Origin of the sequence: Mumia sp. ZJ430 (assembly GCF_011751845.1) — a bacterium.
Taxonomy (GTDB): domain Bacteria; phylum Actinomycetota; class Actinomycetes; order Propionibacteriales; family Nocardioidaceae; genus Mumia.
In genome coordinates, this window is the sequence record NZ_JAAHFK010000001.1 from 1,126,587 (window position 1) to 1,142,620 (window position 16,034).

Sequence of the window (16,034 nt, forward strand, 5' to 3'; positions counted from 1 at the left end):
GCCCGCAGCCTAGGGTCAGCGGCGCTTGACGTGGCGCGCCCAGCCGAAGCAGTACGCGCCGAAGGCCGCGAGCCCCAAGGCGACAAGGGTCAGCAGGTACGGCCCGAACGGCTGCTCGCGCAGGGTCCGGAGCGCGTCGTCGAGGCCACCTGCACGGTCCGGGTCGTGGTCGATCGCGGCGAGGATGAAGAGCACCCCGATGATCGCGAGCGCGATCCCCTTGGCGACGTAGCCGACCTGGCCGAGCCGGACGATCGCCGACCCGCTCGTCCCGCTCGACGCCGACGGGTCGAGGTCGTGCTCGAACGACCGCGTCACACCGCGATAGCCCTGGTAGCCGGCGAGAGCGAGCGTCGCGAGCCCGACGAGCGCCACGATCCAGGGACCGCCGGGTGCTCCCATGACGCGAGCAGTCAGCGTCTCCTCGCTGCCGCCCGAGCCACCCGAGCCGCCGCCACCCGACGTACCGGACGCCTGGCGGGCCGCGAGCACGGCGAGAGCGCCGTACAGGACGGCCTTGCCCGCCGCCGAGACCCGCTTGAACGTGCGCTTGGCGCCGTCCTTGTCGCGGAACCCCCACACGGCGTCCGCCAGCTGCCACAGCACCAGGGCCACGAAGCCGACAGCGGTCACCCAGAGCAGCGCCTTGCCGGGCCCGCTCTCGGAGACCATCGCCAGCGCACCCGATTGGCTCGCATCCTCCTGGGTGCCGCCCCACGCGACCTGCAGCGCGATCCACGCGACCAGGAGATGGACGATGCCGTACGCGACGAGCCCCACGCGCGCCCCGACCTCGAGCGCCTTGCTGTCGCGGACCTCACGGCCGGCCTGCTTGCCCTTGCCCTTGCCCTTGCCCTTCACGTTCGTCATCCGGGCATGGTGTCACCCCGCCCGGTCAGGACCGCGACCCGGCTACGCTTCTCGTTCTTCGACCGCAGGAGGATCCATGCCACCCGAGGACTCGCCCGTCCCGACCGAGTACCCGACGGCGCTCGGTCGCACCGCCCGGCGTGAGCTGGCGCGGCACGGCTACACCACGTACGCGCAGCTCACCGACGTCACGCCGAAGGACCTCCTGGCGATCCATGGCGTCGGACCGAAGGCCGTGCGCATCCTCGGTGAGGAGCTCAGCGCGCGCGGGCTCGCGTTCGCGGACTGATCGTCAGGACTTTGAGGCCTCGTCGATCTCTGCCTCGAGTGCCTTCTCGTCGGCGCGCAGCTCTTTCTTGGTGACCTTGGCGGCGCGACGCAGGGTCCCTTCGACCCGTGACTCCATGTCGGTCGCCGCGACCACGACCAGACCACTCTGACCGTCGTCCAGCAGCTCGCCGAGCTCCTTCAGGTCGTGGCGGCTCATCCCTCGCGTCACGTGGCCGGCGAGCGCGCCGAGAGCGCCTCCGCCCACGCCCCCGACGATGAGAGCGCCGCCGATCGTGATCGCCGGGAAGAGCGCGACCAGCGCGCCGCCCACCAGGCCGATGCCGAGGCCGCCCCACGCTCCGTGGCGAGTCGGCTGCTCGTGCTTCTTGACGATCTTGACCTTGCCGTCCTCGTGCTTGGAGATCACCGCCGCGTCGTAGGTGTCCAGCAGGTCGGCGTCTTTGTACAGCGCCTTCACCGCGTCGTAGTCGGCAACGGCGTCGTCCTCGTTGTCATAGCTGGCGCCGAAGACGATCAGCGTGTCGAGTGCCATGTCGTTCTCCTCTGGTTGCGGAGACCGCGTGGCCGAACTGCCACACGCTCCCTGTGAGCGTAACGATTTATCCGAGATGGGTGTGATGACCGAAATGGAGGCTTTTCTCTCCGTTTCGCCGGGGTGGGGTGCAGGAGCGGGCTGGTCCTACGGTGGAGGCATGGCCAACCGACTCAGCCGCGCCACGTCTCCGTACCTCCTGCAGCACGCCGACAACCCCGTCGACTGGCACGAGTGGGGCGAGGAGGCGTTGGCGCTCGCCGCCGAGCGCGACGTCCCGGTGCTGCTGAGCGTCGGATACGCCGCGTGCCACTGGTGTCACGTGATGGCGCACGAGTCGTTCGAGGACGTGGACACGGCGGCGTATCTCAACGCGCACTTCGTTCCGGTCAAGGTCGACCGCGAGGAGCGTCCCGACGTCGATGCGGTCTACATGCGGGCGACCACCGCGATGACCGGCCAGGGCGGGTGGCCGATGACGGTCGTGCTCACGCCGACCGGCGACCCGTTCTTCGCCGGCACCTACTTCCCACCCGAGCCGAGGCACGGGATGCCGGCGTTCCGGCAGGTGCTCGAGGCCGTCGCCGACGTGTGGCAGACACGGCGCGGCGACGTCGACCGGATCAGTGCCGACGTCGTCGGGCACCTCGGCGCGCTCGAGGATGCCACCGGGCCCGCGCTCGACGCCGACGCCCTGGACACCGCCGTCCGTGGTCTCGCCGCCCAGTACGACGCGGCGAACGGCGGCTTCGGGGGCGCGCCGAAGTTCCCGCCGTCGATGTGCCTGGAGCTTCTGCTGCGCTACGCGGCCCGCACAGGCTCCGCAGACGCGCTCGCGATGGTCGAGCACACGGTCGAGGCGATGGCGCGCGGCGGGATGTACGACCAGCTCGGCGGCGGGTTCGCGCGTTACTCGGTCGACGCCGGTTGGGTGGTGCCGCACTTCGAGAAGATGCTGTACGACAACGCGCTCCTGCTGCGCGTCTCTCTCCACCTGTGGCGCCAGACCGGTTCGGACCTGGCGCTGCGCGTGGTGCGGGAGACAGCTGACTTCCTCCTCACCGACCTCGCGACGGCCGAGGGCGGGTTCGCATCCGCGCTGGACGCCGACACCGACGGCGTCGAAGGGGCGTTCTACGTCTGGACCCCGGCGCAGCTCGTCGACGTGGTCGGCGAGGCGGACGGCGCCTGGGCCGCGCAGCTGCTGAGCATCACGGCGGACGGGACCTTCGAGCACGGGACGTCGACGGCACAGCTGCGTGAGGACCCTGACGACCTCGCGCGCTGGGCCGATGTCCGGGGGCGGCTCGCGACCGCCCGCCGCGCCGAGCGGACAGCGCCTGCTCGTGACGACAAGGTCGTCGCCGCATGGAACGGGCTCGCCGTCACCGCCCTCGCCGAGGCGGGGGTGCTGCTCGGCGAGCCGGAGTACGCCGACGCGGCCGTCGTCGCGGCGACGCTGCTCGCGACCTTGCACACGGGCGACGACGGCCGCCTCGTCCGGACCTCGCGCGACGGCGTCCCGTCGGCCAACGCGGGGGTCCTCGAGGACTACGGCTGTGTCGCCGAGGCATACCTCGCGGTCCTCGGGGTGACCGGTGACGCGGTGTGGCTCACGCGGGCGCGCGCGCTGCTCGACGTCGTGCTCGCGCACTTCCGGGTCGCACCTGACGCTGACCCGGCCGAGGGGAGGGGCTTCTACGACACCGCCGATGATGCGCAGGCCTTGGTCGTACGGCCCCGCGACCTCGCCGACAACGCCACGCCTTCGGGGACGTCGGCGGTCGCTGCCGCGTTCGTGTCGGCGGGGGCGATCACGGGGGAGGGCCGCTATCGGTCCGCGGCCGAGGAGGCGGTGCGCTCGGCGTCCGCGCTGGCCACCGGGTCGCCGCGATTCGCCGGATGGACGCTCGCCGTCGCCGAGGCGCTGCTCGCGGGGCCGCTCGAGATCGCCGTGGTCGGGGAGGGCGACGGTGCCGCGGCGCTACACCGCGCCGCGCTGGCGCTCCCGTCGCCCGGCGCGGTGGTCGTCGCCGCTCCGGTCGGGACACCGCTGCCGCTGTTCGAGGCCAAGGACCTCGTCGACGGACGTCCTGCTGCGTACGTGTGCCGCGGGTTCGTCTGCGAGCGTCCGGTGACCGACCCCGCCGCACTCACGTCGTAGGCGAGGTCGGACCGTCAGCCGGGTCAGCTCAGCACGCTGGCCGGCGACAGCGAGACGGGGAACGGACGGGTGAGGTCGACGGTCTCGTCGCCGACCGCCCGCGCCACCTCGACGTACTCGCCGTCGACGAGGTCCCAGCAGATCAGCGACCGCTCGTACGGCTCCGGGTCGATCACCCAGTACGACGCCGCACCCGCGAACTCGTACCGGGACTTTTTGAGCAGCAGATCGATGCTGCGGGTGCTGGGAGAGATCACCTCGATGGCGAGCAGTGGTGGCGCGTTCAGGACACGGCCGTCCACGTCGGCGCGATGAGCGACGACGACGTCGGGTCGCACCACCGAGTCCTCGGCGAGGACGACGTCGAGCGGGGAGACGAAGACCTTCATCTCCGGTGGGCACGACGCTCGGAGAAGGACCGTGAGCTCGAGGACGGCGTCCTGGTGCTCCGGAGACGGGGCCGGCGTCACGATGAGCGAGCCGTCGATGAGCTCGTACCGGTGTCCGTCGTCGGGGATGGAGTCGAGGTCGGCCCGCGTCAGCGGCCGTAGAGGGGGCAGGCCGATAGGGTGCGTCATCCTCCCAGGCTAGGCGGTCGGCCTCAGGTCGTGTACGCGGCGATAGAGATGCCGACGTAGTGCACGATGAACGCCGCGATCGTCAGCGTATGGAACACCTCGTGGAACCCGAACCATCGCGGGAACGGGTCGGGGAAACGCAGTCCGTACACGACCGCGCCGAGTGAGTAGAGGCCCCCTCCGACGATGATCAGCACGAGGACCGCGGTCGACGAGGCGGCGGCGAACTCGTCGAGCCAGAACAGGGCCGCCCAGCCCAGCAGCACGTAGATCGGGGTGTAGAGCCATCGCGGTGCGTGCACCCAGCACACCCGGAATGCCACCCCGCCGATCGCGCCGACCCACACGAGCGTGAGCAGAATCGTGGCGTCGTGGGGGGCGAGGAGGATCAGCGCGAACGGCGTGTACGAGCCGGCGATGAGCAAGAAGATGTTGGCGTGGTCGAAGCGCTTGAGCAGCATCTCGGCGCGAGGGCCCCAGCGTCCGACGTGGTAGACGGCGCTGACTCCGAACAGCAGCAGCGCGCTGGCCATGTAGATCGCCACGCCCGTCTTCGACCTCGCGCCGGGGGCGAGCACGAGGAGGACCACGAACGCGACCAGGGCGAGTGGCCAGGTGGCGGCGTGGAGCCAGCCGCGCAGTCTAGGCTTGATCTCGACCACGACGTCGCGGATACGATCGCCGACGTCGAAGGAAGCTGGGGGGAACGCCTCATGCTTACTCACAAGTACGACCTTAACGAACGAACCTACGCGAGCGTAGGTAACACTCCTCACGGGAGGACCATCGGTGTCGGTACGCGACCTGCTCTACTCCGTCTATGAGCGACAGCTGCTCGGCAGCCTGCGTCAGGACCAGGTCCCGGCACACGTCGGCGTGATCGTCGACGGCAACCGGCGATGGGCCAAGGGGGCCGGCGGCGACGTCACCTCCGGCTACCAGGCGGGCGCCGACAAGATCATCGAGTTCCTCGGCTGGTGTGACGACCTCGACGTCAAGGTCGTCACCCTCTGGCTCCTGTCGGTCGATAACCTGCAGCGTCCCGAGCCCGAGATCCGGGCTCTCCTCGGTGTCATCGGCAACCTCGTCGACCAGCTGACCGCGTTGCGCCGCTGGCACGTCCGCCTCATCGGCAACCTCGACCTCCTCCCCGACGATCTCGCGGGCTCCCTGCAGGAAGCCGTCGCGTCGACCAGCGACACCGACGGCATGGAGGTCAACCTCTGCGTCGGGTACGGCGGACGCCAGGAGCTCGCCGACGCCGTCCGCTCGCTGCTGCGCGAGCAGTCCGAGCAGGGCCGCACGATCGACGAGGTCGCCGAGGTCCTCGACGTCGAGCACATCGCCGACCACCTCTACACCAAGGGCCAGCCCGACCCCGACCTCGTGATCCGCACGTCCGGAGAGCAGCGGCTGTCCGGCTTCCTCCTGTGGCAGAGCGTCCACAGCGAGTTCTACTTCTGCGAGGCCCTGTGGCCCGCGTTCCGGCGCGTCGACTTCCTGCGCGCCATCCGCTCGTACGCAGAGCGCGAGCGGCGCTTCGGTCAGTGACGCCGCGGTCAGGGGGCGTGCTGGTTGTCCTCGGTGTGCTCGGCGGTCTCGTCTTCTGGCTCAGCACGAGCAGCTCGTCGGTGGAGATCGCCAACCGGGACGCCGACGACTTCGCGCGGCTGCGGGCGGGTGACGGTGTCACCGCGACCGGCACCATGACGGGGACGCAGGAGCGCCAGCAGGCAGCCCGCCGACGCATGGTGACCGTCCAGTGCGCCGTCTACACCTACCCGGACGGGGAGCGGAGCCGCCGGCTGACCAGCGGCTGCGCACGAAACCCCGACGACCTCCCCGACCTCGGCTCGACGGTGCCCGTGATCTTCGACCCCACCGGCCACACCGCGTTCGTGAACACCGACGAGACGGCGGCCCGCCTGGACCGCGCCCGTACCCGCGCCCCCTGGTATCAGTGGGGTGGGCTCGCGCTCGCCGCACTCTCCACGTCCGTCCTGGTCTGGAGCCTCGTACGACGCCTCACCCGGCGCGCGCGCCGAGCCCCGACCGCGTAACCAGACGTTCATCGCTTCGGTGGCGTGTCGCAACAGAACACACGCGCGTCGGTCGTACGGTCGTCTCGTCGGCGGGGCCCACATCCCACCGGCACCGGGAGGCCCGACCGTGCATCATCGATCGTTCGGAGCGCACGCCGTCACAGGCGTCGTCACGGCTTCGGTGCGCGCGGACGGAGGTGGTCCCGCCCCCGGGTCCGCCGCCCTCGTCCCGGCTCCATCTGCGAGAGAGTGAGCCGACGCGGGGATGCGCGTGGGCTCGTGACGAGGAGACAGTCGTGGCTGCAGACAGTGTGACCTCCGCTCAGCGCCGGACGTACGTGATCGACACCAGCGTGCTTCTCGCCGATCCCCGGGCGCTGACCCGCTTCGCCGAGCACGAGATCGTCGTCCCGATCGTCGTCATCAGCGAGCTCGAAGACAAGCGGGCGCATCCCGAGCTCGGCTACTTCGCGCGCGCTGCGCTGCGGCTCCTCGACGACCTCCGGGTCCGCCACGGCACCCTCGACAGCCCGCTGCTCGTCAACGACGAGGGGGGCACGGTCCGTGTCGAGCTCAACCACACCGACCCGGGCGCGCTTCCGTCGGGCTTTCGGCTCGGCGACAACGACACGCGGATCCTCTCGGTCGCCAAAAACCTGGCGGACGAGGGCAACGCCGTCACGCTCGTCTCCAAGGACCTGCCGATGCGGGTCAAGGCCTCGGCCGTCGGGCTCACGTCCGAGGAGTACCGCGCCGAGCTCGCGCTGGAGTCAGGCTGGACCGGCATGGCCGAGCTCGAGATCGCCGGCGCCGACGTGGACGTCCTGTACGAGGGCGGCTTCGTCGACCTCGAAGAGGCGCTGGACATGCCGTGCCACACCGGTCTGGTGCTGCTGTCCGAGCGGGGGAGCGCCCTCGGACGGGTCACTCCGGACAAGCGTGTGAAGCTCGTCCGCGGCGACCGTGAGGCGTTCGGGCTGCACGGCCGCTCGGCCGAGCAGCGAGTCGCTCTCGAGCTGCTGCTCGACCCCGAGATCGGGATCATCTCGATGGGTGGGCGCGCCGGTACGGGCAAGTCCGCGCTCGCGCTGTGCGCCGGTCTGGAGGCCGTGATGGAGCGGCGGATGCACAAGAAGGTCGTGGTATTCAGGCCGTTGTACGCCGTCGGCGGTCAGGACCTCGGCTACCTGCCGGGCTCCGAGGCCGAGAAGATGGGGCCGTGGGCACAGGCCGTGTTCGACACGCTCGGCGCCGTCACGTCCGGTGACCTCGTCGAGGAGGTTATCGACCGCGGGATGCTCGAGGTCCTCCCGCTGACCCACATCCGCGGCCGCTCGCTGCACGACGCCTTCGTGATCGTGGACGAGGCGCAGTCGCTCGAGCGCAACGTGCTGCTCACCGTCCTGTCGCGCATCGGGGCCAACTCGCGTGTCGTCCTCACCCACGACGTCGCCCAGCGCGACAACCTGCGGGTCGGACGGTACGACGGGGTGGTGGCCGTGGTCGAGAAGCTCAAGGGCCATCCGCTGTTCGCCCACGTCACGCTCACGCGGTCGGAGCGTTCGCCGGTCGCGGCGCTCGTCACGGAGATGCTCGAAGACCCCGCCTTGTAGCGCCGTGTCGGGCTGCACGAGTCCCACCGCTGTGGTTCAGTGTGAGAGGTCACGTACGTCAGGCGTCCCAGGACGCATCAACGGACGGGAGCAGTCGATGGGGACGAAGGCTGGGCGGCGGTTGGCGGCTGCCATCGCCGTGGTCGGCACGGCAGCAGGACTGGCCGCGTGCGGCGGCGAGTCGAGCGGGGACACACCGACGCTCACCTGGTACATCAACCCGGACGTCTCTAACCTCGAGCCGTACGTCACGGGCGAGGACGGCAAGCAAGCTCCGGGTGGTCAGGCGTACCTCGCACTGAAGTGCAGCGAGGAGTCCGACGGCCTTTATGACATCAAGGTGGAGCTGCTGCCGAACGACGCGTCGCAGCAGCGCGAGCAGCTCGTCCGACGCCTCGCGGCAGAGGACACGTCGATCGACCTGATGAGCCTCGACCCGGCGTTCACCGCGGAGTTCGCCAATGCCGGCTTCCTTGAGACGATGCCCAAGGAGCAGCAGACCACCCTCTCGGAGGGCATGCTCGACGGCGCCGTCGCGGCGGCGACGTACGACGACAACCTGGTTGCGGTGCCGCTCTGGTCGAACACCCAGGTGCTTTGGTACAGGAAGTCCGTCGCCGAGAAGGCTGGGCTCGACATGACCCAGCCGGTGACCTGGGACCAGGTCATCGACGCCGCTGAGGAGACCCGCACCACCGTCAGCGTGCAGGCCAAGCGGTACGAGGGCTACTCGGTCTGGATCAACGCCCTCGTCTCGGGCGCGGGTGGTCAGATCGTCGAGGACCCCGAGGCGGGCAAGGACGCGAAGATCACCATCGACAGCCCTGCCGGCAAGGACGCTGCGGAGATCGTCTCCAAGCTCGGCAACTCGTCGGCCGCGCCGCCCGCGCTGTCGAACGCGGACGAGGGCGGCACGGTGGCATCGTTCTCGGCGGCCAACGGCGGGTTCCTCGTCAACTGGACGTACGTCTACTCCGATCCCAACGTCGCCCCGTTCAAGGATGACATCGGCTGGGCCCGCTACCCGCAGACCACCGACAGCGACGAGAGCCGACCGCCGTACGGCGGCATCAACATCGGTGTCTCCCGCTACGGCAAGCACCCCGAGCTCGCCTACGACGCTGCGGCGTGCCTGACCTCGCAGGAGAGCCAGAAGACCTACGCGATGGCGTCCGGCAACCAGCCGGCGCGGTCGGCGGTCTACGACGACCCGGAGATGCAGAAGGCGTTCCCGATGGCTGCCCTGTGGCGCGAGAGCATCGACGCCGCCGCGCCGCGGCCGCTGACGCCGTACTGGAGCGACATCAGCACTGCGCTCTACTCGAGCTGGCACCCGCCGTCGTCGGTCGATCCGGACACCACCCCTGCCGAGTCGCAGCAATACATCGAGGACGTCTTGCAGGGCAAGGCACTTCTGTGACGGGCGCGGCGGGAAGCAGGAGGCGATGACGATGGCGACCACGACCGACGAGCCGAAACACGCAGCCACGGAGCGGCGGACGAAGACCCGTACGCCCGAGAGCGCCGAGAACCGGCTCGGCTGGAAGCTTGCCGGCCCTGCCGTCGCGGTGATGCTGCTGGTGACCGCGTGGCCGATGCTGCGGGCCCTCTATCTCTCGCTGTTCAACTACCGGCTGACCGACCCCGACAACCGTGAGTTCGTCGGGATCTCCAACTATGGAGTGGTCCTGTCGGACTCGCTATGGTGGCGCGCGGTGGGAGTGGCGGTGTTCATCATGGTCGTCACCGTGGCCGTCGAGCTGGTGATCGGCTTCGGGTTCGCGATGGTGATGAACAACATCCTCGTCGCCCGCGGGATCGTCCGGGCGTCGATCCTCGTCCCGTACGGGATCATCACCGTCGTCTCGGCGTACGCGTGGCTGTACGCGTTCCAACCGACGACCGGGTTCGTCAACCAGTGGCTTCACCTGGACCCCGGCACCAACATGTTCGACGACTTCTGGGGGTCGATCTTCGTCATCTGCCTGGCCGAGATCTGGAAGACGACGCCGTTCGTGTCCCTGCTCCTGCTCGCCGGCCTCTCGCAGGTCCCGAACGACGCGATCGAGGCGGCGACCGTCGACGGCGCGACGTGGTGGCAGCGTCTCCGGAAGGTGATCCTGCCGTCGATGCGCGCCGCGATCATGGTCGCCGTGCTCTTCCGGGCGCTCGACGCCTACCGCATCTTCGACAGCCCGTTCATCATGACCGGCTTCGCGAACGGGACCGCTCCACCGTCGGGTCTGGTCTACAACGCGATGATCCAACGCGTCGAGCTCGGCCTCGGGTCGGCCATGTCCGTGCTGCTGTTCCTCTCCGTGCTGATCATCGCGTTCGGACTGATGAAGGTGTTCCGGGTGGACCTGAGCCAGGTGAGGGGAGACTGACATGTCACCGCGTCGCAAGGCCCGCGTGCTGTGGTCGCTGGTCGCGATCCTGATCGGGTTGCTCTTCGCCGGAGCCGGGCTGTGGCTCATCGAGCGGCCCGACCTGTGGCTGTGGCTGATCACCGGCACCGTCTTCGTGATCACCGGTGCGGTCGGGCTGCTGCTCGGTGAGAAGGCCCCGCAGATCTCGTGGGGATCGATCCTGGGCGCGGAGCTCATCGTGCTCTACACGCTGACTCCGGTGGTCTACCTCGTCTCGCTGTCCCTCAAGGGCGGCAACGCCGACGTCAACCAGGGCGGGTTCCTGCCGCACGACCCGGGGTTCGACAACTTCGAGACCGTCTTCAAGTTCGACCTGTTCCAGCACGCGCTGATCAACTCGTTTGGCATCTCGGTCATCGCGACGACGATCTCGGTGGTCCTGGCGACCTTCGCCGCGTACGCGATCGCGAGGCTGCGGTTCCGGGGCAAGAAGTTCGTGCTCTCGATGGCTCTGGCGATCGCGATGTTCCCGGTCGTCGCGCTAGTCGGCCCGTTGTTCGACATGTGGCGCGCGATCGGCATCTACGACACCTGGCTCGGCCTGATCATCCCCTACCTCTCTTTCACGCTCCCGATGTCGATCTGGGTCCTCTCGGCGTTCTTCCGCGAGATCCCGTGGGAGATGGAGCAAGCGGCCCAGGTCGACGGGGCGACGTCGTGGCAGGCCTTCCGCAAGGTCATCGTTCCTCTTGCGGCGCCCGGCGTCTTCACGGCCGCGATCATCACGTTCTTCTTCGCGTGGAACGACTTCGTGTTCGGCATATCCCTGACATCGACGAGCCGAGCGATCCCCGTCCCGGCGTCGCTGGCGTTCTTCACCGGCGCGTCACAGTTCGACCAGCCGATCGCGGCGATCGCGGCGGCCTCGGTCGTCGTGACCGTCCCGATCTTCATCATCGTCCTCCTGTTCCAGCGCAAGATCGTCTCCGGCCTCACGTCCGGTGCAGTGAAGGGTTGACCCATGGCCACCATCGAGATGAAGAACATCGTCAAGCAGTACGGGGACAATGCTCCGGCCGTGCGCGACGTCAGCCTCGAGATCGCCGATGGCGAGTTCGTGATCCTCGTGGGTCCGTCCGGCTGCGGCAAGTCCACGCTGCTGCGGATGATCGTCGGGCTCGAGGAGATCACCTCCGGTGACATGCTCATCGACGGCAAGCGGGTCAACGACCTCCCGCCGCGCGATCGCAACCTCGCCATGGTGTTCCAGAACTACGCGCTCTATCCGCACCTGAACGTCTACGAGAACATCGCCTTCCCGTTGCGCCTGCACAAGGGCAGCTCCAACGAGGAGATCGACAAGAAGGTGCGCGATGCTGCAGAGACGCTGGAACTCACCGAGTTCCTCGAACGCAAGCCAGCGAACCTGTCCGGCGGCCAGCGTCAGCGCGTCGCGATGGGGCGAGCGATCGTCCGCGATGCCCAGGCGTTCCTCTTCGACGAGCCGCTGTCGAACCTCGACGCGAAGCTGCGCGGCCAGATGCGGACCGAGATCGCGCGGCTCCAGCGCAAGCTCGGCGTGACGACCGTCTACGTGACCCACGACCAGACCGAGGCGATGACGCTCGGCGACCGGGTCGCGCTGCTCAAAAAGGGCGTGCTGCAGCAGGTCGCGACGCCGCGTGAGCTCTACGAGAACCCGGTCAACCTGTTCGTTGCCGGCTTCATCGGGTCGCCGCCGATGAACATGCTCCCCGCCAGGCCGAAGGGCGACCAGCTCGAGCTGCCGTTCGTGTCGTTCACGATGCCGCCCGAGATGGCGGAGGCGACGAAGGGTCGCGAGCTGCTCATCGGCGGGATCCGGCCTGAGCACTTCACCGACGCCTCCGCATCGCGTGCTCCCGAAGGCGGAGTGCGCTTCACCGCCGGCGTGGACGTCGTCGAGTGGCTGGGCAACGAGCAGTACGCCTACATCCCGTTCGAGGCACCGCCGGAGGTCCGCACGACGCTGGACGAGCTGGCGAAGGACCTCGACGGCGAGAAGATGCAGCAGCAGATCGTCGTGACGCTCGAGCCCACCACCCGGATTCGTGAGGGCGATGATGCCGAGCTCGTGATGGACGTGAGGAAGCTCCACCTCTTCGATCCCGAGACCGGCGAGAATCTCATGCTGCGGCCGCAGGGCGGTGGCGACGGCGATGCCGGGGCCGCACGTCCTGCCTCCGCGGCGGGCGGGCACGCGGCGCCGACCGACGAGGGGTAGGCCGGGTCCACGCGCCCGCCCGTACGATTCTCAGGAAAGTCCGTTTGCGCAGGTCAGGGCCGCATCTGCGGGAGTTTAGGCGAGTTGTCCGGTTGATTACGGTTTGATCTCGTCGCACGCTGGGTAAATCCGCGTCCATTCCTTTCCCCCGGAGGACATAGCGTGTCATCCCCCTATACCCGTGCGCGCCGAAAAGCCGCACGGGCCCCGCTCGCGAGCCGTCTTCTGACTCGTGCGCGTACCCCGCGAGCCCGCATCGCGGTCACCCTGTCCGCGCTGGCGACGCTTGCGCTCGTCGGTGGTGCCGTCGCCGGAGCCACGGCGGCTCCACCCGAGGCCGAGGTGGCGTCTGTCCGCGGCCTCGAGGTGCTGAAGGGCGAGTCGTCCGGCGAGACCGGTGACCGCGCCGAGCCCCAGACCTCGCGCTCCGGCGAGCGGCCCGCGCCTACGCCGTCCGCCGCGGACGTCAAGAAGCAGAAGGCCGCAGAGCTCAAGAAGCAGAATGCCGCGAAGGCCGCCAAGGCGGCACAGAAGCGCAAGGCCGAGAAGGCCAGGATCGCCAAGATGCAGGCCAAGAATCCCCGCAAGATCGCCAGGTCGATGCTCGCCGACTTCGGGTTCGGCCAGCGCCAGTTCTCGTGCCTCAACAGCCTGTGGGTCGGCGAGAGCAACTGGCGCTGGAACGCCGACAACCCGACGTCCAGCGCGTACGGCATCCCGCAGTCGCTGCCCGGGTCCAAGATGGCCTCGGCCGGCAAGGACTGGAAGGCCAACCCGGCCACGCAGATCGAGTGGGGCCTGGGCTACATCAAGGACGCGTACGGCACGCCGTGCTCGGCGCTGTCGTTCAAGCAAGGCAACGGCTGGTACTGACCAACCCGGGTCAGTATCTGGCGCCCCCGGGTCAGTGTTTCCGGTGACACTCTCGCCGCGGTGGACCACGATGTCGGTATGTCCCTCCCGACTGCCGGTCCGCCGGCGCATCCGATCACGCGCCGCAGACTCCTCGTCGGGCTCGGCGCCACGGTGGCGGTGACGGCGACCGGCGCGGGCGCGTTCGCGGTCGGCCGCGACGTCCTCGACGGGCCGGACGGCAAGGTACCCCGCGTCGAGGGCGGTGAGGTCATCGGAGGGTCGTTCGCTTCGAAGGCACGCCGTGGACGGTCGTGCGGATGGGCGATCGCGTGGCCACCGGGGCACCGCGAGAACCTTCCTGTCACCGTCGTCCTCCACGGCCGCGGCAACGATCATGCCTCGGCCTTCAGCAGCCGCTACCTCGGCCTGGACCGCTTCCTCGTCGCGGCGGTACGCGGCGGCGCGGCGCCGTTCGCCCTCGCGAGCGTCGACGGAGGCGAGTCGTACTGGCATCGCCGAGCCGACGGCGACGACGCCGCCGCGATGGTCATCGACGAGCTGCTGCCGCTCCTGGAGCGCCGCGGGCTGCGTACTGAGCGGATCGGGCTCGCCGGTTGGTCGATGGGCGGCTTCGGCGCGCTGCACCTCGCACGGACGCTCGGGCGCGGCCGCGTCGCCGGGGTCGCTGTGATGAGGCCGGCACTGTGGCGCTCGTACGACGACACCACGCCGGGTGCGTATGACGACGCGGCGGACTTCGCGCGCGTGAGCGTCATGAAGCGCCAACGCAGCCTCGCGGGAACCCGTCTGCGTGTTGACTGCGGGCGAGGTGACCCGTTCTACGACGCGACGCGAGACTTCGTCGAGGGCTTCGACACACGACCTGCGGGCGACTTCGAACGTGGCGGTCACGACGTTGGCTACTGGCGGAGGATGGCCCCGACCCAGCTGAGGTTCCTGGCGGCGGCTCATGCCGCGGCGGATAACGTGACGGCATGAGCGACCCGAGGACTGACGACGACCCCGGCGTGCGCAGGCGTGCCGGGATCTTCGGCATGGTCGGGCCCGCAGTGCTCGCCGTGCTGTGCGGCGGGGCGTACGCGACGTTGTCGCTGCTGCGCTTCGGCCGGTACGAGACGCCGTCATGGGACAACGCGATCTTCGAGCAGGCGATCGCCGCGTACTCGCGCCTCGAGGCGCCGATCGTCGACATCAAGGGCCCCGGCTACCACATCCTGGGCGACCACTTCTCGCCGATCACCGCGCTCGTGGCGCCGTTCTACCGGATGTTCCCCGACGGACGGACGCTGCTCGTCGCCCAGGCGGTGCTCGTCGCGCTGTCGGTCTGGGTGATCGCGCGCGGCGCCGTACGGCTGCTCGGCACGGCAGGTGGTCTCGCCGTCGGGCTCGCGTACGGGCTGTCGTTCGGCATCGCCTCGGCGGTGTGGGTCGACTTCCATGAGGTCGCGTTCGCCGCGCTGTTCCTCGCGCTCGCCGGCATCGCGTACGTCGAACGGCGCTGGCGAGCCGCGGCGCTGTGGTCCCTGCCGCTCTTGCTCGTCAAGGAGGACCTCGGCCTCACCGTGCTAGCGGTCGGCGTCGCCCTCGCGCTGTCGGGCGCCCGCAGGATCGGCCTGGCGACCGCCCTGGCCGGGCTCGGCGGCTTCCTGCTCACCCTGTTCGTGATCATCCCGGCGTTGAACCCCGGAGGCGGGTACGACTACGTCAGCGTCATCGGCGCGGGCGAGGAGGCTGGGCCAGGTCCGTGGGAGACGTTCTGGACGGGGTGGGACGCCAAGCTGCCCACGCTGATCGCGACCTTCGGGGTCACCGGCTTCCTCGCGCTGCGCTCGCCGTGGGTGCTCGTCGCGGGACCGACCCTGCTGTGGCGCTTCGTCGGCGACAATCCCTACTACTGGGGCACCGACTGGCACTACGGCCTGGTGCTCATGCCGATCGTCTTCGCGGCGATGCTCGACGCGATCGTGCGGCTGCGCGAGGGCGGTGCGCCGGCTTGGATGCGCCGCTACGCCACGCACGTCCCGGCAGTGGCCGCTGCCGTCGCGCTCGCGCTGGTCTCGCAGTTCCCGCTGGCCAAGCTCGCCGACGCGGCGACGTACGAGGCCAGCCCGCGTGCCGCCGCCGCGCGGGAGGTGCTCGACCTGGTCCCCGAGGGGGCGAGCGTCGAGACGGACATCGGACTCATCACCCACCTGTCGACGGGGCGGACGGTCTACTGGACCGGCACGGTCGGAGACACGGTGCCTGACTGGGTGGTGATCGACGCCTATGCCGGGTGGGGCCAGGCCGCGCCCGACGCCGTCGCGTACGCCGAGGTCCAGCACCCCGGGACGGAGTGGGAGCTCGCCCTCGACCGCGACGGCTACCAGGTCGCGCGCCGCATCTCCTGACGCTGCCGGGTCGGGTTCTGCGCCTCCCGGGTCGGCGCGCACGCCA

The 16,034-nt window shown here is 69.5% G+C and carries 16 protein-coding genes; 12 read left to right on the top strand and 4 right to left on the bottom strand.

Going from position 1 to position 16,034, the window contains the following annotated elements:
• Positions 1-15: 15 nt before the first annotated feature.
• Positions 16-870 (bottom strand): DUF1206 domain-containing protein, encoded by an 855-nt coding sequence (locus tag HCT63_RS05465; RefSeq protein ID WP_167001804.1) that lies wholly within the window; start codon positions 868-870, stop codon positions 16-18.
• Positions 871-946: 76 nt separating this feature from the next.
• On the opposite strand from HCT63_RS05465, the gene HCT63_RS05470 reads away from it, so the two are divergent.
• On the top strand, positions 947-1,159 hold the full coding sequence (locus HCT63_RS05470; protein WP_167001806.1) for a hypothetical protein: 213 nt from the start codon (positions 947-949) through the stop codon (positions 1,157-1,159).
• A gap of 3 nt (positions 1,160-1,162) precedes the next feature.
• Here HCT63_RS05470 and HCT63_RS05475 read toward each other — a convergent pair whose 3' ends face one another.
• The gene (locus tag HCT63_RS05475; protein ID WP_167001808.1) at positions 1,163-1,693 is read right to left on the bottom strand and encodes a DUF1269 domain-containing protein; all 531 of its coding nucleotides are present in this window, start codon (positions 1,691-1,693) and stop codon (positions 1,163-1,165) included.
• 160 nt (positions 1,694-1,853) lie between these two features.
• Here HCT63_RS05475 and HCT63_RS05480 point away from each other — a divergent pair, with 160 nt between their 5' ends.
• Positions 1,854-3,857: a thioredoxin domain-containing protein gene (locus HCT63_RS05480; protein ID WP_167001810.1), complete on the top strand. Its 2,004-nt coding sequence runs from the start codon at positions 1,854-1,856 to the stop codon at positions 3,855-3,857.
• Positions 3,858-3,880: 23 nt separating this feature from the next.
• Here HCT63_RS05480 and HCT63_RS05485 read toward each other — a convergent pair whose 3' ends face one another.
• Together HCT63_RS05485 and HCT63_RS05490 are read right to left on the bottom strand one after the other, a co-directional pair.
• Positions 3,881-4,435, bottom strand: a complete 555-nt coding sequence (locus tag HCT63_RS05485) for a Uma2 family endonuclease (RefSeq protein WP_167001812.1) — start codon at positions 4,433-4,435, stop codon at positions 3,881-3,883.
• Positions 4,436-4,458: 23 nt separating this feature from the next.
• Complete coding sequence (locus tag HCT63_RS05490) at positions 4,459-5,160, bottom strand: hemolysin III family protein (RefSeq protein ID WP_208322273.1); 702 nt, start codon at positions 5,158-5,160, stop codon at positions 4,459-4,461.
• Between the two features lie 64 nt (positions 5,161-5,224).
• Between HCT63_RS05490 and HCT63_RS05495 the strand changes: the two genes are divergently transcribed.
• The 10 genes from HCT63_RS05495 to HCT63_RS05540 all read left to right on the top strand — a co-directional run bounded on the left by HCT63_RS05495 (position 5,225) and on the right by HCT63_RS05540 (position 15,988).
• Positions 5,225-5,986 (top strand): isoprenyl transferase, encoded by a 762-nt coding sequence (locus tag HCT63_RS05495; protein ID WP_167001814.1) that lies wholly within the window; start codon positions 5,225-5,227, stop codon positions 5,984-5,986.
• A gap of 17 nt (positions 5,987-6,003) precedes the next feature.
• The gene (locus HCT63_RS05500) at positions 6,004-6,495 is read left to right on the top strand and encodes a DUF3592 domain-containing protein (protein WP_167001816.1); all 492 of its coding nucleotides are present in this window, start codon (positions 6,004-6,006) and stop codon (positions 6,493-6,495) included.
• A 278-nt stretch (positions 6,496-6,773) separates the two neighbouring features.
• Positions 6,774-8,090: a PhoH family protein gene (locus HCT63_RS05505; protein WP_167001818.1), complete on the top strand. Its 1,317-nt coding sequence runs from the start codon at positions 6,774-6,776 to the stop codon at positions 8,088-8,090.
• 97 nt (positions 8,091-8,187) lie between these two features.
• The gene (locus HCT63_RS05510; protein ID WP_167001820.1) at positions 8,188-9,510 is read left to right on the top strand and encodes an extracellular solute-binding protein; all 1,323 of its coding nucleotides are present in this window, start codon (positions 8,188-8,190) and stop codon (positions 9,508-9,510) included.
• Positions 9,511-9,541: 31 nt separating this feature from the next.
• Positions 9,542-10,477 (top strand): sugar ABC transporter permease, encoded by a 936-nt coding sequence (locus HCT63_RS05515; protein ID WP_167001822.1) that lies wholly within the window; start codon positions 9,542-9,544, stop codon positions 10,475-10,477.
• A gap of 1 nt (position 10,478) precedes the next feature.
• Positions 10,479-11,477 (top strand): carbohydrate ABC transporter permease, encoded by a 999-nt coding sequence (locus HCT63_RS05520; protein WP_167001824.1) that lies wholly within the window; start codon positions 10,479-10,481, stop codon positions 11,475-11,477.
• Between the two features lie 3 nt (positions 11,478-11,480).
• Positions 11,481-12,722 (top strand): sn-glycerol-3-phosphate ABC transporter ATP-binding protein UgpC, encoded by a 1,242-nt coding sequence (gene ugpC, locus HCT63_RS05525; protein WP_167001826.1) that lies wholly within the window; start codon positions 11,481-11,483, stop codon positions 12,720-12,722.
• A gap of 162 nt (positions 12,723-12,884) precedes the next feature.
• On the top strand, positions 12,885-13,595 hold the full coding sequence (locus HCT63_RS05530; protein ID WP_167001828.1) for a lytic transglycosylase domain-containing protein: 711 nt from the start codon (positions 12,885-12,887) through the stop codon (positions 13,593-13,595).
• A 78-nt stretch (positions 13,596-13,673) separates the two neighbouring features.
• Positions 13,674-14,576 carry an alpha/beta hydrolase-fold protein gene (locus tag HCT63_RS05535; protein ID WP_167001830.1) on the top strand — a complete coding sequence of 301 codons (903 nt, stop codon included), beginning with the start codon at positions 13,674-13,676 and terminating at the stop codon, positions 14,574-14,576.
• Entirely contained in the window at positions 14,573-15,988 is a 1,416-nt protein-coding gene (locus tag HCT63_RS05540) for a DUF2079 domain-containing protein (RefSeq protein WP_167001831.1), read from the top strand. Before HCT63_RS05535 ends, HCT63_RS05540 begins: the two co-directional genes overlap by 4 nt.
• Positions 15,989-16,034: the final 46 nt, after the last annotated feature.